Consider the following 20724-nt stretch of genomic DNA (forward strand, 5'->3'; position numbering starts at 1 on the left):
ATAATAGGAAGCACACTGATGTGTGCGTAGGTCATCAGCCTGCGGCTGGTGACAGGATTAGGAGGATGAATGATGAAGATGAAAAGATGTTTGGCTGTACTGACGGCGCTGTGCCTGATTTTAACGGGCCTGTGCGGATGCGGCAGGAAACAGGCGGCGGAAACTGGGGCGGCTCCTACGGCGGGAAGCGCGCAGGAATCCACTAGCAGCACCAGGGCTGCGGATGACGGGAAAATCACCATGACCGGTCTGGCCTGGGCTTCGCCCCAGGGAGGCGACAATACGGACTGCTATGGATGGGATGAGTACGAGAAAATAAGCAATGTGCACATGGAGTGGGAGAATGTTCCCAATGACATATTGGCGGAGAGAAAGAGCACGGTGATGGCATCCGGTTCCCTGCCGGATATCATGTACGGCCTGTCCTTCAGCAATTCAGAGCTGATCAGATATGGCAGTCAGGGCCTGCTGCTGCCTCTGGATGAATATCTGGAAAATGCTCCGAATTTCAGCAGCCTGCTGGAGCAGTATCCCCAGATCCGCCAGGCGATCACCATGCCGGACGGTCATATCTACAGCCTGCCGTTTTTGAAGATGGGAGATAATGTGCGCCTGATGGAAATGTATGTGAATCAGGACTGGCTGAATAATCTTGGAATGGATTATCCGGAGACGTTAGATGAATTCACCGATATGCTGACCGCGTTCCGGGATCAGGATGCGAACGGCAACGGTGACCCTTCGGATGAAATTCCGCTGTCTTTCCGCAAATCCCATCTGCTTCCCACCGTAATGAGCTTTTTTGGTCTGGGAAACAGAGGCAGTGTCAATCAGACTCTGGTGGATTATAATGAAAAGGACAATGCGCTGCGCTTTATCCCTTCCGCATCCGAGTATAAAGATATGCTGGAATATCTGCATATGCTCTATGAAGAAAAACTGCTGGACAACGAAGTGTTTACCATGAGCAGTTCCAGGGATATTGTAGCGAAGCTTACTCAGGATATTGTGGGCGTTCATGCGGATTATACCACCAATGCCGGAAACCTTCAGGACAAATTCCTGGCGCTGCCGCTTTTTACAAACGCCTACGGTGAGAAGACCTGGAACCGTGTGCTTCCCATGGTGGATGGCATAGGCGCGTTTGTGGTTTCGGCTAAGACAGAGCATCCGGAACGCGCACTGCAGTGGGCGGACTATTTCTACAGCGTGGAAGGCCAGATTATGTATAACATGGGTTTTGAAGGCGTGACCTATGAGTACGATGAGAACGGAGAGCTGACCTATACCCAGGAGCTGCTGAACAATCCGGACGGCCTGACGCTCACACAGGCCCGGGCACAGTATATTTCCTTCCAGTCCGGCCCTGGCATCATGTCGGATGAATATTTCAAAGGCGCTGAGACCTATCATACAGCGGTGGAAGGACTGCCCTATTATATTGATTATATACCGAAGGATGTATGGTCCTCCTTTAACTACACCTATGATGAGAACGAGGAGATTACAGCGCTGCAGACAGATATACAGTCGTATGTGGATGAGATGACAGCAGCTTTTATCACGGGCACCCGTCCGCTCGAGGAGTGGGACGCCTATGTGGCGGAGTTTGAGAATCTGCGCCTGGATGAGTTCATGGGGTATGTCCAGAAAGGGTATGAAAGATATTCGGCAGACTAGTGTGCTGACGCGCTTATGTTTAGTCTGACAATGTACTACAGCGGCTATATCGGTAATTGGCATGCGGGCGGCGCTATAGCATAGAAATGAGGGGGGATTTTTTGTGGATATCAGCCAGCTTAAATACTTTGAAGTTTGTGCTAATCTGGAAAACATAACGAAAGCGGCGGATAAACTCAATATAGTACAGCCTGCATTAAGCCAGTCCATACGGAAGCTGGAGGTTGAGCTTGGGGTGAATCTGTTTGACCGGATCGGCAGAAGCATACGGCTCAATGACAACGGACGCATACTGCTTAAATATACCGGCCAGATTCTGGCCCTGATGGAGAGCGCCAAAGGGGAGCTGCAGGATCATATCAAACGGGAAACCGGTCTGCTGCGCATACAGATTCTCTGCGGTTCCAGCCTGATTCCGGAGCTCCTCTCCTCCTTTCGGACGCTCTATACCGGCATCAATTTCAAGCTGGTACAGAGCGCGGAAAGTGAGGAGTACGATTTCTGCTTCACAAGCACCTACAATAATATACAGCCTGTAAACGGCGCGCTTTTGCTGGATGAGGAGATATGCATCGCCGTACCGCACAGCCACCGTCTGGCCGGGAAAACGGCCGTGGATCTCGGTGAGCTTAGAGATGACAGCTTCATCAGTCTGGATATCGGCAAGCAGCTCCGGATGCTGACAGACACCTTCTGCCGGGCCGTAGGCTTTAGCCCCAACATTGTGTTTGAATGTGACAATCCGGCATTGGTACGCAGCCTGATTGCGGCGGAGCTGGGAGTGGCCTTTGTGCCAAGAAACTCCTGGAACATAGCGGATGACGACAACCGGATCAGCTATCTTCATATCAAGAGGCCCGTGTGCGTGCGGTCTCTGTTTATCGCGTGGCCGCAGAACCGTTACATAACGAAACAGGGCTATCTGTTCTTAGACTTTGTTAAAAATTATTTTGAAAAAAAGGTTTACATTACTTGAGAACCCCGGGAGAAGAAATGCAATGGGAGAATTTTTAGAAATGCTGATGGTGATCAGCTTTGGCATATCGTGGCCGATTTCCATCATGAAGACTTTGAAAAGCAAAAGCGTGGAGGGCAAGAGCATCCTCTTCTCCATTCTGATCTGGATCGGTTATATCTTCGGAACCGCCAGCAAAATAGTGAGGCATTCCATCACTTATGTATTCTTTTTTTATATCGCGAATCTGATTTTTGTTTCCCTGGATATCCTTTTGTATATGAGGTTTAAGCGGAAAACGGGTAAAATATCAGCAGAAATGGAATAGCCGTATTGCCTTAAGCTATGGTATAGTTTAACTGTGATCTGACATCAAACAGAAGGAGGGGCATCGGTTGAACGGGGTTTATCAGGCAACGGTAGAAACGGCGAAAGCTTATATTGACCAGAATCTTGGCGGAGATCTTTCTGTGGAGAAGCTGGCGGCTGTCACAGGGTATTCCGTTTCACGTTTTGCGCATATTTTTCAGGAACAGACCCAAATGTCCGTGAAGGAGTATGTGACGGAACAGAGACTGTACCAAGCGGCAAAAATGATCCTTGAAGGAGAGACCATCGTCAACGCGGCTTTGGAATGCGGATTCGATACACATTCCGGATTTGCGAAAGCTTACCGTAATAAGATGGGGTATCCGCCGTCCTTTTTGGGAATGCTCAAGAAGCGTGCGGCGAGAGCCAAACTGTCCATGAGGCTCTTAAAGCAGCTGCCGGAATTAGTCAGTATGGGATATATGCCAAATACAGATAATGGGGTGGATTTGATGCTGAAACCGTATATAGTAGAAAAAGATATCATAAGGATTATCGGTAAAAGAGTTTCCTTTATGGGAGATGATGTGGGAAAGATCGGGATGCTGTGGGAAGAGATGGACCAGATATTAAAAGCGATTCCCAACCGTGTGGATCAGAATTTCTTTGGCATCAGCCTGGATTTCTGGCACGCGGAAAGAGAGAGGGGCCTGTGTTCCTATATGATCGGTGCAGAGGTATCGGATCTCACCGATTTGCCCGACGACATGGAATCCCTTGCGGTGCCGGCATCGAGATGGCTGTATATACCAGTCCGCTATGACGATGAGACCGTAAAGGGGCTGGCGCCGGAAGAGCTGAATGAGGATATGCCGTATGTGACCGGCTGTGTATTCGGCTGGTCACGCAGGTATATCGCCGAACAGGGGCTGAAACGCCAGGATTTTCCCATCGAGTATGAGGTTTATGGACTGACGGATGGATACGAGGAGCAGGGCGGTGCGCATCTTACGCTTGCCGTGCCGATTATATGAGGTTGACATATCATTGGACCTGTGGTAAAATTTCGTCAGTAAATAAATGAAAAGAGAATTGTTGTATGTTAATTGTATCTGTTGTGGAAAATAACTAATCTGTGAATATGGCCTTGTGACGGTCGCGGCGCTGTGCAGAGATTGCTGTGGACCCGTCAGTGAAGCAGGCACGCTCTCTGTGAGTTAAAGGAGAGGTGTTTTGTTGACGCGCCATTTTGCATCCATAACAGACCCATTGCAACCAGTATAGAACAAACCTGTGACGCAATCAGTCCGTTTACGGATGCGCACAGGTTTTTTATTTTCCGATAAGCTGCCCGTACCAGGCCATGCAGGACCTGAAGTGCGTGCAGTTTTTTTGTTCAATGAGGTGCGTCCAAAATACGACCTATTGAATGGGATCCTGTTTCATCAATAAGAATGGCCTATGAATAAAACATAGATTATAACGGATGAATATTAATATAATTGGAGGAAACATCATTGAATACAGATTACAGAACGCTGGAATATCATACAATACTGGAGCAACTTGCAAATTTTGCCGTAACGGAAACAGCCAGGGAGAGAATCCGCAGTTTAACGCCCTGCCTGTCAGAACTGGAACTGACCAGACTTATGAGGGATACCACGCAGGCCAGGCGGATGCTGGATACGTTCGGATCACCTTCCCTTCCGGCCATGGATCTATTGGAGGCGTATTTAGACAGCGCTGTGCGGGGGGAACTTCTTGCCGCCGAACAGATTGAGTATGTGGGCACGTTCCTGGCCGCTGTGAAACGCCTGAGGGATTACCTGATCAGAGGGCAGCAGCTTCAGATCGGAATCGCATATTACAGTGAGAATTTATGTGAGATGGAGGAACTGCGCCAGGAGATTGTACGCTGCATAAGAAGCGGGAGAGTGGATGATTATGCCAGCAAAGTGCTGAAGGATATCCGCCGGTCGATATCGTTTTTAGAAGATAAAATCCGTGCCAGGGCAGATGCCATATTAAAAAACAATAAGTCCTGTATGGCAGAAGCTTTTGTGGTGAACCGCAGCGGCCATATCTGCCTGCCGGTGAAAAAGGATCAGAAATCCAAAATCCCCGGCAGCGTGATCGACAAGTCATCCACAGGCGCGACCCTCTTTATTGAACCTGCTTCCATCGCGAAAATGAGCGAAGAGCTCTTCCTGTTAAAGCTGGATGAGGAGAATGAGGAGAGAAGGATCCTCTATACGCTGACCGGGATGATTGCCGATGAAGCGCAGCGGATGCAAAACAGCCAGAGGACAATCGTCAATCTGGATTTCGTCTTTGCAAAGGGAAAGCTAAGCGCCTCGATGGAGGCGTCGGAGCCAGAGATCAGCACGGACCGCTGTATCAGGATCAGCAAGGGACGCCATCCCCTGCTGGACCCCAAAGAGTGCGTTCCGCTGGATTTTGAGATCGGAGGGGAGGTACAGGGCATTGTCATCACCGGTCCCAATACCGGAGGCAAGACAGTGGCGATCAAAACGGTGGGCCTGCTCTGCCTGATGGCCTGCTCCGGCCTGCATATCCCCTGTGATTACGCAAAGATCTGTATGAACAATCAGGTGCTCTGCGACATCGGAGACGGACAGAATATATCGGAAAATCTTTCCACATTTTCCGCGCATCTGACCAATATCATCCGGATACTGAAGTCGGCGGGACCGGAAAGCCTGGTGCTCTTAGACGAGCTTGGGTCGGGAACCGATCCGGCAGAGGGCATGGGCATCGCGGTTTCCATTCTGGAACAGCTGAAGGAATGCGGCTGTCTTTTCCTGGTGACCACCCATTATCCGGAGGTAAAAGAATACGCAAAAGACAGGCCGGGAATCCAAAATGCCAGAATGGCCTTTGACCGGGAGTCGCTTAGGCCCCTGTACCGGCTGGAGATCGGGAGGGAGGGAGAGAGCTGCGCGCTTTACATCGCCAAACGCCTGGGCCTGCCGGATGATATGCTGCGCCGGGCGGCACAGGCGGCGTACGGTGAGGCATATGAAGAGAATATCCGAGATCTGGCGCTTGAGGCGTACGGAAAAGGCAGAATTAAAAGAGAGCATGTGCCAGGCATAGAGCGCATCCCGGACAAAAAGAAGGTATCCGACCGGGCTGCATCCTTTGTGAGGGGGGACAGCGTCATGGTGTATCCGGAAAAGAAGATCGGCATCGTTGTAGAACCGGCGGATGACCAGGGCAGGATATTGGTACAGATCAGGAAAGAAAAGCAGCTTTGCAGCCATAAACGGCTGCGCCTCCATGTTCCGGCCAGCCGGCTGTATCCGCCGGATTATGATTTTTCCATCGTGTTTGATTCGGTGGAAAACCGCAAAAAACGCCACCAGATGGAGCGAAAGTACAGCGGGGATCTGGAAATACAGAATTGAATGATCTTTCGAGCCGGATCTTTTAAAACAGAGTGTATTTTGGTATAATTTAAATCGACAGATATTATACCCGCGCTGATTCTAGCATCGCCTGCTAAAAAATATAAGGCAGCGTTTCATAAGCTGCGGTGGAACAGGGAGAACATTCAAATGAACCTATACGCATCCGATTTCTGCTTTAAAGGTACATGGCGCACATACCAGAAGCGCATACTCGACCGCGCGCCGCAATATCTTAAGGACAAAAAGCTGCATATTGTAGCGGCGCCGGGGTCAGGTAAGACGACATTGGGAATCGAGCTGATTTTGAGGCTGGGGGAACCGTGCCTGATCCTGTCCCCGAGCATCACAATCCGCCAGCAGTGGCTGGAGCGCGTGGAGGAGGGTTTTTTAAACCCGGGAACAGATCCGGCGCTCTGGCTGTCCAATTCGTTGAAAGAACCGGGGAAAATTACCGCGGTCACCTATCAGGCGCTTCACAGCGCTGAAAAACGGTTTGCCGGTGCTCTGGAAGATGAGGAGGATGAGGAACGGGAGGAAGTGGATTTCTCCGATTTCGATCTGTACCGGACGCTGAAAGAGGCGGGGATCCGCACCGTGTGCCTGGATGAGGCCCATCATCTGCGAAGCGAATGGTGGAAGGCGCTGGAGGATCTGATGAAGAATCTGCCGGACGCCACACTGATATCGCTGACTGCCACCCCGCCCTATGACAGCACGCCTGCGCAGTGGAAACGCTACATAGATCTGTGCGGCCCGATCGATGAGGAGATATTCACTCCGGAACTGGTGAAGGAGAACAGCCTGTGTCCCCATCAGGATTATGTCTATTTCAACTGGCCCACCGCACAGGAGCTTGCATCCGTGGAAGAGTATAAGAAAGGAGTCCGTCGGTGTATGGAGGAACTGATGACGGATGAGGAATTTGCCCGAACCGTCGCCAGCCACAAAGGCCTGTCGGCTCAGGAGGAAAACGCGGAGTTCTTTTTGGACCATCCGGCGTATTTCTCCTCCCTGCTGATCTTCCTGAATGCAAAACAGATCCCCTTTTCTCCGTATTTAAAGGAGCTGACAGGGACGGGAAAGCGTCTGCCCAAAATGGAGGCCAAGTGGATGGAAATCCTGCTGCAGGGATTTCTGTATGATGATTTCGAATCCTATGCAAGCTATAAGGTATACCGTGAGAGGCTGATCGAAAAGCTGAAATCCTATGGCTGCATTCAGAAAAACAAGGTATGCCTGATGAGCAATGATAAAATTTCAAAGCTGCTGATCAACAGCAGGGGCAAGCTTGACAGCATAGCGGATATAGTGGAAGTGGAGAGCAAATCGCTGGGGGAGGAGCTTCGGCTCCTTATCCTGTGTGATTTTATAAAAAAGGAAAGCCTTTCGCTGATCGGCGATGAAGAGCGCCCGGTCAATGAAATCGGCGCGGTGCCGGTGTTTGAATATCTTCGCAGAAAGAATCTGGCGGGCCTGCGTCTGGGCATTCTAAGCGGCAGCGTGGTGGTGGTGCCGGAACCGGCGATGGAGGCATTTCGGAGCAGACTGCGGGAACGTGAAAGAGAAGCCTCTTTCGTTACGATCAATGGGTCCGGCTATGTAAGGGTCAATGTCAAGGGAAGCGGGCATGATACGGTGGCGATGATGACAGAGCTGTTTGCGGAGGGCTGGATCAACACGCTGATCGGGACAAAGGCTCTATTGGGGGAGGGCTGGGATTCCCCCTGCATCAATTCTCTGATTCTGGCCACCTTTGTGGGCTCATTCATGTTAAGCAATCAGATGCGCGGAAGGGCGATCCGCACCGTAAAAGGATGTCCGGACAAAACCAGCAATATCTGGCATCTGGTCTGCGTGTCGCCGGGAAAGAAAGGAGAACCCTGTTCTTCAGAGGATTATGAAATGCTAAAGCGCCGCTTCAGAGCTTTTTTGGGCGTTTCCTTTGAGGAAGATACCATCGAAAACGGCATTGAGCGTCTGGGAATCGGAGAGGACTTCTATTCGCAGAAGAGCATAGAACGGATTAACCGCAGGATGATCGCAAGAGCGGCGGATCGGGACGCCCTAAGGCGGAGATGGAAGCAGTCCCTGGATGTGATCCGGGATACCGTAGCGGTGGAAGAAGTCAGTGAGATGGACCAGGAGCTTTTAGAGCCGGGATTCGTATTTTTCAATGCGGTCTTACTGACCATTCTGTCCGGAATTATATCCGTGCTGGCCATTGTGTTTGAACTGGCTCTGGCAGCCGCGGGCCATGGCGGAAGAGCCGCTTTCATACTGATCGGTGTTCTGGCATTTGCCGGTGTTTTCGGCACAGCGAAGTTCGGCACCAGAGTGCTGCGCCTGTGCACTCCGGTCCGCCGGATGAAAGCCGCCGGAGAAGCGCTGTTGGAAGCGCTGAAGCGCACCGGGCAGATCGAGAGCACCGGCCTTTCGGTCCGGGCGGAAACCAAGGAATATGAGGGCGTTGTGGTCTCTTCCTATCTGAAGGGCGGCACGGTGAGGGACAAAACTCTGTTCGCTGTATGCATGTCCCAGCTGTGGGGGGTGATAGACAATCCCAGATATCTGCTGATGCAGACCAGGGGGCCCGTAGGCGCCAATGAGTATCTTGCTGTTCCGGAAGCCTTTGGACGCAAGAAGGAGGATGCCGGCCTGTTTGCGGACTGCATGAGCGGGGTGCTGGGGCGCTGCCGTCTGGTATATACCAGGACGCCGGAAGGCCGCAAGGTGCTTCTGGCAGCCAGAACGCATTCCTTTGTCAATAAAAACGACCGCTATATAAACGGAAAAAAAGAAGTAAAAAACGAATTTATGTAAATTCTCCCGCGGCCTGCCGGAGCGCTTCGGTCAGCTCCCGAATTAGTGAGAGAAAACGCGAACCGGCGTGGTAAACCACGATATCACGGCAGACTGGCGACAGGCTGCAGGGGCGCTGGATCAGCCCATGCCTTTCCAGCTCCTCTTGCGGCACAGGGCTGACCCACATATAGCTTCCCGGTATATGCCTTAGAAAGTCAAACTGGCTGCCCCGGTCATAGACGCTGATGCAGGAATGGTGCTCCGAAGTTTCCCTGGAGGCTCTTAGCTCCGGGCGGTCCTGATTTATATCTCCCTGCAGGATCCTTGTGCAGGAGTGGAGCATGGATACAGGGATTATATCCATGGCGGAAAGCGGATGGTTCCGGCTCATCAGGACTACCATATGATATTCCTTTATCAGCATGTGCTCCAGCAGATTTTCCTTTATAAGCCCCATATAATAGTCCCCGTGAATCGGCTCGAACCGCACGATGCCAAGCTCTGAGATCCCGCTGGCCACATCCTGGATCACAGAGGCAGGGTTTGTCTCCTGATAATAGATGTGCCGTGGCCGGTCGGCGGTGCTGCCCATATAGCTGCAGAATGCCGAAGAGATATATGCCGCCCGCGGGGCGGAAAATCCGAAGGGCAGGGACTGGCTGGGCTTATTGTACAGGCTTTCCAGCTTTTCCACCTGCTTGAGGATCGTCTGGGCGTAACCGATGAACTCCTGACCGCTCTTGGTCAGCTGAACTCCCTTGCTGGTCCGGTGAAAGATGACAATTCCGGTTTCTTCTTCCAATTCTTTGATGCTCTTACTAAGGTTGGGCTGCCCCATAAACAGATTCTTGGCGGCCGCCGATATGGAGCCTGTCTTCGCTATTTCCACCGCGTATTGAAGCTGCTGAAAATTCATGGTATCCTTTCCGCAATGTCTGCTGTTGGCTGTATTCAATAGGTGTATGCCATACCTATATAGAAAAGTAATGGCCGGCATATGTATTATACATTACTCCGCCGGAAAAATAAATGATAAAATATTAACAAAGTTAAAAATACATATACAGGAGGTTTCATTATGGCACGTTTTACGCTTCCGCGCGATTTATATCATGGAAAAGGCTCTCTGGCAGAGCTGGCTAACTTAAAAGGAAAGAAAGCGATCGTGGTTGTGGGCGGCGGTTCCATGAAGCGGTTTGGTTTTCTGGATAAAGTAGTGGGATACCTTGAGCAGGCTGGTATGGAAGTGAAATTATTTGAAAATGTAGAACCGGATCCGTCTGTAGAGACGGTTATGAAGGGCGCACAGGCCATGAGAGAATTTGAACCGGACTGGATCGTGGCCATGGGCGGAGGATCACCCATCGATGCTGCAAAGGCTATGTGGACCTTCTATGAATATCCGGAGGTGAGCTTTGAGGATCTGATCACGCCTTTCAGCTTCCCCACTCTTAGGACCAAGGCTCATTTCTGCGCGATTCCCTCCACATCCGGCACGGCAACGGAAGTGACCGCATTTGCAGTAATCACAGACTATGAAAAGGGAATCAAATATCCGCTGGCTGATTTCAATATCACGCCGGACGTGGCGATTGTCGATCCTGAATTAGCTGAGACCATGCCGGCTAAGCTGACCGCGCATACCGGTATGGATGCCATGACCCATGCCATTGAAGCATATGTTTCCACACTGCACTGTGACTACACCGATCCGCTGGCACTGCATGCCATCAAGATGATTCATACGGATCTGAAGAAATCCTATGACGGGGACATGGACGCCAGAGACCGCATGCACAACGCACAGTGCCTGGCCGGAATGGCATTCTCCAACGCGCTGCTTGGAATCGTGCATTCCATGGCGCACAAGACCGGCGCTGCTTACTCCGGCGGTCATATTGTTCATGGCTGTGCCAACGCGATGTATCTGCCGAAGGTGATCAAATATAATTCCAAAAATCCGGAAGCAGAAAAACGCTATGCCGAGATCGCCCGTTTTATCGGTCTGCAGGGAGAGACGGATACCGAGCTTACCGATGAACTGATCAAAGAGATCAGAAGCATGAATGCCTCTTTAAATATTCCTGCATGCATCAAGGAGTATGAAGGCGGATTGATTGACGAGAAAGAGTTCAATGAGAAGCTGCATGATGTGGCCGCTCTGGCGATCAGCGATGCATGCACGGGCTCCAATCCCAGGATTCCTACCCAGGAAGAGATGGAGAAGCTTTTGACCGCATGCTTCTATGATAAAGAGATTGATTTTTGATTGATATAGCAGAAAAGGTAAAAGACCGAGAGGGAAGATATGAATCCCTCTCGGTCTTATCTTTTTCAAACACGCTATAGCGGAAATTTTTGATTCATAAAATCATCCCTTCATATTAATAAGTATACGAGTAAAACGGAATATCTTCCTCCTCTTCTTCGTAATACAATGCTCTCTGTTCTGTCCGCTGCTGCTGCAGCTGCATCCTGTATTTTGTCGGAGTGACTCCGATAATTTTCTTGAACATCCGGTTGAAATAAGACAAATCCTGTATTCCCACAGCCATCGCGATATCCAATATCTTCATATCATGTTCCTTTAGAAATTCACAAGCTTTCTGTATCCGCACATAGTTCACATATTCTACCGGGGTCTGACCGGTGGCCTTGCGAAAGTAACGTATAAAGTAATATTTGCTCATGTTGGAGAGTATGGCCAGCGTATCCACCGTAATATTATTCATATAATTGCTGTCGATGAATTCGTAAACCATCTGCAGCTCTTTTGTGTGCGTACCTGCCCGTTCTGTTTTAGCCTCGCTCTGATAGATCTGGAACAGGATCAGCTCCAGATACCCTCTTGAGCCGAGCTCATATCCGTAAGGCCTGGTTTTAAGAAGCAGAAGCAGCTTCTGGTAAAGATCAAGGATCAGTGCTCCTGATTCTGTATCTTTTCGAATTACAGTTTCTGCCGGATAGCTGTGATCCATGAGCCGCTGATAATAGACGGAAACCTGCAGGCCGCAGGCATCCGACATGAGATGGTCCAGCCGGAACTGGATTGTGCTGTAAAAGAATGGATGGCCGGATACCGACCGCACGCAGTGCACGGTGCCCGGGAGGATACAGATGCACTGGTCGGATTCCAGGTAGTGTGATGTGCCGTCTACTATCATCAGGACCTGCCCCTGGTGGAGCATAAAGAGCTCGCAGGCATCGTGATGATGATCGGATATTCCCAGTTTGGCCGGACGGCTTTCGTTCAGATTGTCAAAAGCGGTGATGGGAAATGCCGCATTTCTGTGCTGTGTCATAATAAAGCCCCCTCTTTAAATGACAGAATGTAACAGCTTAGACGGCGCATCTTCCTGACCGGAAAAACCGTCTGAACTGTTATGGCAGAATATACAAAACATGGCTTCCGCTATAATGATAACATCCGAAAATGTCACTGTCAATGGACAGAAAAAAATCCTTATAAAAGTAAAAATGCAGAAATTAGTAGGACAAGTTCCGCATATATAAGTTAAAAGTGCATAAAACGCAATATTGTCTTATTAGTTGGCCGCATGCGGCAATTCTATCCAAGTATCGGAAATGGCTTTTTTATAAAATAAAACCATCACGGTAGATCACATTTAAGCACGCTGAAGCGTGCGTAGGTCATCAACCTTCGGTTGGTGACAAGAAAAAAGTGGAAGCACGCTGAGGCGTGCGTAGGTCATCAACCTTCGGTTGGTGACAAGAAAAAAGTGGAAGCACGCTGAGGCGTGCGTAGGTCATCAACCTTCGGTTGGTGACAAGAAAAAAGTGGAAGCACGCTGAGGCGTGCGTAGGTCATCAACCTTCGGTTGGTGACAAGAAAAGGAGGAGTGGATATGTGGAAACATGGTAAGCGACGCTGGGGCGGGATGCTGGCTCTTTTACTGGCCCTTGCGGTAACGGCAGCAGGGTGCAGTTCAGCCTACGATCCGGTGGATGAGAGCGGGACTAAGGGCGGTGCAGAGACCGAAGCCACTGCATCCGGCGGGACTTCAGCGGCAGAGACAGATACTGCAGGCGGTACTGACGAAGCAGCCAAAGAGTCGCCTATGCTTGCCGAGCTGGTGGAAGCTGGCAAGCTGCCGGCACTTGAGGAACGGCTTCCTAAGACGCCCAGAGTTACGGAGCTGGGAAGCGCCGATGCGGTGTACGGCGGGGAGATGCAGCTGGCGTTTCAGGGAAGCAGCTGTTCGGAGTACGGCTGGATGAACAGGGCGAGCGTTTTAAATCAGCCCGGGATCGGTAGCATGGAGGAACTGCCCTACGCCAATGCGGTGGAGAGCTACGACATCAACGATGACTGCACGGAGTATACCTTCCACTTGCGGGAAGGGATGCGCTGGAGCGACGGCGCACCCCTGACAACAGAGGACGTGCGCTTCTGGTGGGAGGACGTGATCAACAATACGGCTGTTACGCCCACGGTAGACGCGATGTGGACCTCCAACGGAGAGCTGATGGAGCTGGAGATTGTGGATGAGTATACCTTTCGGTGTAAATTCAAAACCACGTATCTGCTGTTCCCCTGGCAGCTGTCACTGGCCTGGAGAAGCAATACCATATTCTTTCTTCCTGCCCATTATCTGAAGCAGTTCCATGTGGACTACGCGGAAGCTTCCGCCTACGAAAAGGCGCTGGCAGATGCAGGATATTCTAAAGAGGACTGGGGACAGTATTTCACGGCTTACGGCTGGGGGCCCAACGGTCCGAATGAGCTGACCACCGCCATGATGGGGTGTCCGGTTCTGACGCCCTATGTGGTGACGGATCACCCGTCCCCCACGGTATGGATGGCCGAGAGAAATCCCTATTACTTTGAAGTGGATGAGCTGGGGCGTCAGCTGCCCTATATCGACCGCATCCGCATTGAACAGGTGGCGGAAACCAGCATGCTGACTATGAAGGCCATGGCCGGTGAAGTCGATTATCTGCGGGAGTCCGTATCCACGCTGGATATTCCGGTGTTAAAAGAAAATGAAAGCAACGGCGGTTACCGCACCGTGCCGCTGTATTCCCATGACGCAGTGTACTTCAATCTCAATTTCGGTTTTGATGAAGATGAGGGATGGATGGAAATCGTCAATAACAGGGAATTCAGGCAGGCGCTCAACCTGGCGATCAACCGGCAGGAAATCTTAAGCAACCTGTACCTGGATCAGGGCGAACTTTCTTATCATGTTCCAAGCGAGTATGACCTGGAAAAGGCTGAGAGCCTGCTGGATGGCATTGGCATGGATCAGGCAGACAGTGAGGGATTTCGCACCAGGCCGGACGGAAGCAAGTTCCAGATCGATTTTGAATATGCGAAGCTCGGGACGGAATTTTCCGATTTTGTGGAAATTATCCGGCAGAACTGGGCGGACATTGGAATCCGCATGATACCGAAGGAAATCGACCGCTCCCTCTGGTCGCAGAAATATGATGCCAATGAGCTGCAGGTACGTATGCTCTGGTGTGACTTCCCGGTATGTGAGAGCAATCCGGTCATGTGGGACTGGTCCATCCCAATCCGCGCCAGCTCCAAATACCTGACCTATTACAATACTTCCGGTCAGTCGGGAGACGCGCCCACAGGAGATCTGCTGGATATTTATCAGAAGACGTTTGAACTGAAAAACTCCAAATCGGTGGAAGAGATGGCGGCCAGCTGGAAGGAGATTTCACAGCTTCTCTATGACTCCTGCATCTGGTTCATACCGGTGGAAAACGTGCGTAAACCGGTGATCTATTCGGACAGGATCGCCAATGTGACAGAAGAAGGATACATGATCGTATCCAATATGAATATGACATACGCGTATCTGCTTACAAGATAGAACGGGAGGGAATGCTATGCTGCGCTACATAGGAAAGAGGCTGCTGGCGCTGATTCCGCTGCTGATCATCATTTCCGTACTTTCCTTTCTGATTATCGAACTGCCGCCGGGTGACTATGTCACCCGGTACATCGCAGACCTGGAAATGAAAGGCATGAAGGTTACAGAGGAGGATACGCTGCGCCTTAGGGCCATGTATGACCTGGATAAGCCGGTGCCGGTCCGTTATGTGAACTGGATCACGAAAATTGTAACAAGAGGAGATTTTGGCCGATCCTTCCAGTATAACCGCCCCGTCAGTGAGTTGATCTGGGAACGGCTGGGACTGACGCTGATCATTTCGCTCATCACCATGGTGTTCACCTACGTGGTGGCCATCACCATCGGAATCTATTCGGCGGTCCGGCCCAATACGCTGTTCGACTATGTGTTCACGCTGATCGGATTCATTGGGGTGGCCGTTCCCGGATTCTTAATCGCGATGATCGCGATGTGGCTTAGTTATTCCAAGCTGGGCGTATCCATTACAGGGCTGTTTTCCGCACAGTACGCGGATGCGCCCTGGTCCTTAGCCAAACTGGAAAATATGCTTGAGAGGGTATGGGTGCCGGTGCTTGTGATCGGGCTTAGCGGCACGGCATCCATCATAAGAATCATGAGGAGCGGCGTTCTCGATGAAGTGAAGAAACAGTATGTGGTGACTGCCAGAGCGAAGGGCGTGAAGGAGGTCAGGCTGTTGATGAAATACCCGGTGCGCGTGGCCATCAATCCCATCATCAGCACCATCGGGTGGGTGCTGCCTTCCGTCATATCCGGCGAGAGCGTGGTGGCCATCGTGCTGAATTTGCCGACCACAGGGCCGCTGTTGTTAAATGCGCTGCTGAACCAGGATATGTATCTGGCGGCCAGCTTTATCCTTCTGCTTAGCACGCTGACCGTGATCGGAACGGTATTTTCCGATATTCTGCTGGCGGTGCTGGATCCTAGAATAAGATATCAGGGGATTACGAAATGAAAGAAGCGAAAAAAAGTAAACGAAAATATGACGGTGATACCCAGTCGCTCATGACCCACAGACAGCTGGTGCTGGCGAAATTTAAACGCCATAAGCTGGCCATGGTGGCGCTGGTCCTGCTGATCCTCATGTATCTGCTGTGCATTTTCAGCGATTTCTTCGCCCCGTACGGCCCTTCGGAACGCTTTACCGAATACTCTGCCATGCCGCCCCAGTCCCTGCATATTTATGACAGCAATACGGGACGGCTCATAGGGCCCTTTGTTTATGGGGTGAAATCAGTCAGGGATCCGGAAACGTTCCAGAAGATCTATGAAGAGGACCGAGAAGTGATCTTAAAGATCCGCCTGTTTGAGCGGGGAGAACCCTATAAGCTGCTGGGTTTTATTGAGACGGATGTCCATCTGTTCGGAGTGGAAGAAGGCACGGTCTGCCTGATGGGCACGGATTCCATGGGCCGCGACCTGTTTTCCAGGATATTGAACGGAGGACGGCTGTCGCTGTCCATAGGCCTGGTGGGCGTATTCTTAAGCATGCTGTTCGGACTGCTTTTGGGTGGCATCGCGGGATTTTACGGAGGACGTATCGACAGCTGTATCATGAGGGTCGTGGATTTATTCATGTCTCTGCCCACCATCCCGCTGTGGATGGGGCTGGCCGCTGCGGTACCGAGGGATTGGTCCACCACACAGACATATTTTGCCATCACCATCATCCTGTCCTTCTTCGGATGGACCAATATAGCCAGAGTGGTCCGGGGCAAATTTCTAAGCCTGCGTGAAGAGGACTATGTGCTGGCGGCAAGACTATGCGGCGCGACGGATTTTTATGTGATCCGTTCCCACCTGATCCCGTCTTTTATCAGCTATATCATTGTAAGCCTTACCTTAAGCATTCCGGGCATGATCATAGGCGAAACCACCTTAAGCTTTCTGGGGCTGGGCCTGCAGGCTCCGGCGGTCAGCTGGGGCGTGCTGCTTAGGGACGCGCAGAATTTCCGTTCCATCGCCACTATGCCCTGGCTGCTTCTGCCGAGCATCTTTGTGATTCTGACCGTACTCTCCTTTAACTTTATCGGTGACGGATTAAGGGACGCGGCGGATCCGTACAGCGGATGATAAGACGGATAATAAAAACAGATGAACGCATAAAAAATGTGCGCAGGTCATTGGTTTTGGACGGTGACAGGAGAAGCGGAAGCACGCTGAAGCGTGCGCAGGTCATCAACCTTCGGTTGGTGACAGGAGAAGCGGAAGCACGCTGAAGCGTGCGTAGGTCATCAACCTTCGGTTGGTGACAGGAGAGGAGGAAGCATATGAAAAAATATAAACTGCTTGTAACAAGATTTTTCCCCGGAGACGCGATTGATCTTCTTAGGGACAGCTGTGAGGTGACCGAATGCGGCCAGATCGGTAAACTGCCTAAAGAAGAACTGATGGCCCTGGCGGCGGATAAGGAGATTCTGGTTATCTCGGAGGATACCGTGGACCGGGAGGTGATTGACGCGGCGCCAAAGCTTAAGGTGATTGCAGACATATGGGGAAAGGCCAGAAATGTGGACAGAGAATACTGTGCGGAGAAACATATCGCGGTATTTACCAGCCCGATCACCCTGAAATGGATCAATTACTCTGAGGTGGAGCACGCGCTCATGCTCCTGATGGCGGTCACCAGAAGGCTGCTGGAGGCGGACGCCTTTGTCAGGGCCGGCAGGTTCGTTGAGCCGGAGCAGGCAAACCGGGATATGCTGGGCACGGGGCTTCACGGGAAACAGCTGGGCATTATCGGCGGAACGCACTGGTCCGGCGATGAGATGGTGCAGAGAGCGCGGGCTTTCGGCATGGAGGTCCGGTACTGGGATCAGGCCCGCGGCGAGGCGATGGAGGAATTCGGCGCTGTTTACACGGATTTCGATGAGCTCCTAGCGGTCTCCGATTTTATCATACTGATGGCCAATGGCTGCGACGGCTATATCCTGGACCGCCCGCAGTTTGACCGCATGAAGAGGGGCGCTTTCCTGGTAAATGTGACGAGCGGACGCTTTATCCATGAGGCGGAGCTGGTTGAGGCACTTAAGGACGGAAGGCTTGCCGGTGCGGGCCTCGATAAATTTGAGAAGGAACCGGAGGCCGATCCGGAACTGATCAAGCTGAACAATGTGGTGCTGACACCTCATTCCGACGGAGCGTTGCTAGAAGAACGCAGCCGGATCTATCTGTCAGTGGTGACGCAGATCATGGAATGGATGAAAAATGAGAAAAGAGAGGGGCGGGTAATATGACGAAGGTATATCTGACCAGAAATTTTCCCGGAGAAGGGATGGAGCGGCTTAAGAAGCATTTTGAGGTTGCAGGCAATTTCTCATGGCTGGCCCCCAGGCGTGAAGAGCTGCTGCGTCAGTTGGAGGATACAGAGGTGCTGTTCACTTATAATGACGTGATCGACAGCGGGCTTCTGGATGCTGCGCCCAGGCTGAAACTGATTGTGGATCACTGGGGCGGCGGGGCCGTTGACAGAGAAGCGGCGGCCGGTCACGGGATCACGATCGCCCGGGTTCCTGAAAGCTATGGCTGGATTGTAAACGGTGTGGCGGATCTTGTCTGGGGTATGATGATAAACGCAGGCAGGAGGTTCCAGGAATGCAGCAGGTTTATCAGAGACGGGCGGTTTTCCCATTCAGAGCAGAGCAATCATCTGCTGCTGGGGCAGGGGCTGCATGGAAGGACGCTGGGCATCCTGGGAGCCGGGAGAATCGGCAGGGCGGTGGCGGCCAGGGCCGGCGGGTTCGGTATGAACCTGATTTATTACGATATCGCGGCCAATGAGGAGATAGAAGGCATGGGTGCCAGACTGGTGGGAAAGGAGGAGCTGTTTGCGTGTTCCGATTATCTGACTGTGCATCTGTCCGATGTGGATGAAAACCGTCATTTTATCGGTGAACAGGAACTGGATCAGATGAAAGAGGATGCTATACTGATTAACACCGCCAGAGGCCGTATGATCGATGAGAGAGCGCTCGTTAAGGCGCTGCAGGAGAAAAAAATAGGCGGCGCGGCATTAGAAGTGTATGAATTTGAACCCGAAGTCTCCAAGGAATTTTTTGGCATGCCAAATGTACTTCTGCTTCCCCATATGGGCGGCGCGCTGCTTAGAGAGCGGTCTTACATATTCTCCTGCATGGTGGACGCCTGCATGGAATTTTACCATATATCCTGAACTGAAAAAAGCGAGGTGCAAAATCATTGAATATCAAATATAATCTTTCACGCAAAGGACAAAAGGAACTGGTGCTGTTTCCCTTCGACGATTACGCGTTCCCGTTTCAGACCGGCGTACGGCTGAAGCTGCATTCGTTTCCCTCCAATCTGGATTACCGCACGCGGGTGGTGGTGCCGCTGGGAGAGCCCGGGGCTCCGGATTCCGGAAACATCGCATATTACGGCACAGTGCGCAGGGTAGGGGATGAATACTGGATGTGGTACCTGGGCAATGACGATACGCCGGGCTGGTATCAGCGGCTTTGTCTGGCCGTCAGCAAAGACGGGAAGAACTGGGAAAAACCGGATCTCGGGGTGTATGAGTATAACGGGAGCACACATAACAATGTCTGCGATTTTCCTCTGGACGGACATCTCCAGGCCTGTGTGATCTTCTATGATCCGGAGGATACAGAGGAGAGACGCTTCAAGATGAGCTTTGAGTCCCCCAAATATCAGAAATGTATGGGTGTGGCCTTCAGCAGCGACGGTATACACTGGAAGGAGTACGGGAAGAATCCTGTGGGCAGCGTATTTTACGAGCAGTCCGGGGGAGTTAAGATTGACGGCGTATACTATGTCACAGGGCAGGGAGATACCGGACACTACAGCCCTAAGGGCAGCCGTAAGCTGGCCACCTACTGCTCATCGGATTTTATTCACTGGACACCGGCAGCCTGTATGGGATTTACCAGGGAGTCGCTGCCGCCCAAACCCACTTATTACGGGGGTGTCAACGGTTCACAGGTCCATCTGGGGGCGGGGCTCTGGGACAGGGGCAATGTGATTCTCGGATTTTACGGCATGTGGGAAGGGCACCCTTCCAATGACCGGCACCTGATCTATATGAATCTGGGCCTGGTGGTCAGCCATGACGGGCTGCATTATCACGAACCGGTACCCAATTTTCCCATCATTCTGGGTGGAGAGATGAAAAATGATTCTCCGGCCGCCGGACATTTCCCGGCGCTGATGCAGGGGCAGGGGGCGGAGAATATCGGCGGAGAAACCGTTGTATGGTTCGGACTGTGGCCGGAAAGCGACTCCAACGGGGTCAGAGCCGCCACTTGGGGGCGCGACCGTCTGGGGCATATGGAAAGCTATGTGGGTCCGGGCAAGGACAGCTTTGTCATCAGCGATCTGGTCTATCTGGAGGACGCGCCGGCCAAGGTCTGGCTGAATGTCAGCGGGCTTAGCGATTACAGCAGGATCAGCGTGTCCGTGCTGGATGAAAATTTTCAAACGCTGCCCGGCTACGGCAGAGAGGAATGCAATGAAGTGATGGAAAACGGCTATCGCATACCGGTCAGCTGGCAGCGGAAACTGGCGGTATCCTGCGGTCAGCCGGTGCGCATCCGGGTGGATTTTGAAGGAATACGGCCGGAGGATGTGAGGCTGTATGCGGTATATCTGGACCGGTAGGGTT

Annotated in this window: 16 protein-coding genes; 14 read left to right on the forward strand and 2 right to left on the reverse strand. The window is 51.7% G+C overall.

The window, feature by feature from the left end; genetic code table 11:
• Positions 1–69: 69 nt before the first annotated feature.
• The 6 genes from DWZ56_RS03335 (at position 70) to DWZ56_RS03360 (ending at position 9198) form a co-directional block, all read left to right on the forward strand.
• Positions 70–1680 carry an extracellular solute-binding protein gene (locus DWZ56_RS03335; RefSeq protein ID WP_118554975.1) on the forward strand — a complete coding sequence of 537 codons (1611 nt, stop codon included), beginning with the start codon at positions 70–72 and terminating at the stop codon, positions 1678–1680.
• 103 nt (positions 1681–1783) lie between these two features.
• Positions 1784–2656 (forward strand): LysR family transcriptional regulator, encoded by an 873-nt coding sequence (locus DWZ56_RS03340; protein WP_118554976.1) that lies wholly within the window; start codon positions 1784–1786, stop codon positions 2654–2656.
• Positions 2657–2678: 22 nt separating this feature from the next.
• Entirely contained in the window at positions 2679–2963 is a 285-nt protein-coding gene (locus DWZ56_RS03345; protein WP_118554977.1) for a hypothetical protein, read from the forward strand.
• Positions 2964–3030: 67 nt separating this feature from the next.
• Positions 3031–3978: an AraC family transcriptional regulator gene (locus DWZ56_RS03350; protein ID WP_118554978.1), complete on the forward strand. Its 948-nt coding sequence runs from the start codon at positions 3031–3033 to the stop codon at positions 3976–3978.
• Positions 3979–4461: 483 nt separating this feature from the next.
• Positions 4462–6375: an endonuclease MutS2 gene (locus DWZ56_RS03355; RefSeq protein ID WP_118554979.1), complete on the forward strand. Its 1914-nt coding sequence runs from the start codon at positions 4462–4464 to the stop codon at positions 6373–6375.
• Positions 6376–6525: 150 nt separating this feature from the next.
• Positions 6526–9198, forward strand: coding sequence for a DEAD/DEAH box helicase family protein (locus DWZ56_RS03360; RefSeq protein WP_118554980.1), 2673 nt, complete (start codon positions 6526–6528; stop codon positions 9196–9198).
• Here DWZ56_RS03360 and DWZ56_RS03365 read toward each other — a convergent pair.
• The gene (locus DWZ56_RS03365; protein ID WP_158584424.1) at positions 9191–10096 is read right to left on the reverse strand and encodes a LysR family transcriptional regulator; all 906 of its coding nucleotides are present in this window, start codon (positions 10094–10096) and stop codon (positions 9191–9193) included. The genes DWZ56_RS03360 and DWZ56_RS03365 overlap by 8 nt on opposite strands.
• A 162-nt stretch (positions 10097–10258) precedes the next feature.
• Here DWZ56_RS03365 and DWZ56_RS03370 point away from each other — a divergent pair, with 162 nt between their 5' ends.
• The gene (locus tag DWZ56_RS03370) at positions 10259–11449 is read left to right on the forward strand and encodes an iron-containing alcohol dehydrogenase (RefSeq protein WP_118554982.1); all 1191 of its coding nucleotides are present in this window, start codon (positions 10259–10261) and stop codon (positions 11447–11449) included.
• Between the two features lie 115 nt (positions 11450–11564).
• On the opposite strand, the gene DWZ56_RS03375 is transcribed toward DWZ56_RS03370, so the two are convergent.
• Positions 11565–12482, reverse strand: a complete 918-nt coding sequence (locus tag DWZ56_RS03375) for a helix-turn-helix domain-containing protein (RefSeq protein WP_118554983.1) — start codon at positions 12480–12482, stop codon at positions 11565–11567.
• 564 nt (positions 12483–13046) lie between these two features.
• On the opposite strand from DWZ56_RS03375, the gene DWZ56_RS03380 reads away from it, so the two are divergent.
• From DWZ56_RS03380 to DWZ56_RS03405, 7 genes are read left to right on the forward strand one after another with little or no spacing between them, the layout of a single operon-like run.
• A complete protein-coding gene (locus tag DWZ56_RS03380) occupies positions 13047–15026 on the forward strand; it encodes an ABC transporter substrate-binding protein (RefSeq protein ID WP_118554984.1) in 1980 nt (659 codons plus the stop codon).
• Between the two features lie 16 nt (positions 15027–15042).
• Positions 15043–16041, forward strand: a complete 999-nt coding sequence (locus tag DWZ56_RS03385) for an ABC transporter permease (RefSeq protein WP_118554985.1) — start codon at positions 15043–15045, stop codon at positions 16039–16041.
• A complete protein-coding gene (locus DWZ56_RS03390) occupies positions 16038–17159 on the forward strand; it encodes an ABC transporter permease (protein WP_118554986.1) in 1122 nt (373 codons plus the stop codon). The genes DWZ56_RS03385 and DWZ56_RS03390 overlap by 4 nt, the downstream gene beginning before the upstream one ends.
• Positions 17156–17305 carry a hypothetical protein gene (locus DWZ56_RS22665; protein WP_158584425.1) on the forward strand — a complete coding sequence of 50 codons (150 nt, stop codon included), beginning with the start codon at positions 17156–17158 and terminating at the stop codon, positions 17303–17305. Before DWZ56_RS03390 ends, DWZ56_RS22665 begins: the two co-directional genes overlap by 4 nt.
• A 51-nt stretch (positions 17306–17356) precedes the next feature.
• On the forward strand, positions 17357–18322 hold the full coding sequence (locus tag DWZ56_RS03395; RefSeq protein ID WP_118554987.1) for an NAD(P)-dependent oxidoreductase: 966 nt from the start codon (positions 17357–17359) through the stop codon (positions 18320–18322).
• Positions 18319–19257, forward strand: a complete 939-nt coding sequence (locus DWZ56_RS03400) for a 2-hydroxyacid dehydrogenase (protein ID WP_118554988.1) — start codon at positions 18319–18321, stop codon at positions 19255–19257. The genes DWZ56_RS03395 and DWZ56_RS03400 overlap by 4 nt, the downstream gene beginning before the upstream one ends.
• Positions 19258–19283: 26 nt before the next feature.
• A complete protein-coding gene (locus tag DWZ56_RS03405; RefSeq protein ID WP_118554989.1) occupies positions 19284–20720 on the forward strand; it encodes a hypothetical protein in 1437 nt (478 codons plus the stop codon).
• Positions 20721–20724: the final 4 nt, after the last annotated feature.

It is taken from the genome of Lachnotalea sp. AF33-28, from assembly GCF_003477885.1.
Lineage (GTDB): Bacteria > Bacillota > Clostridia > Lachnospirales > Lachnospiraceae > AF33-28.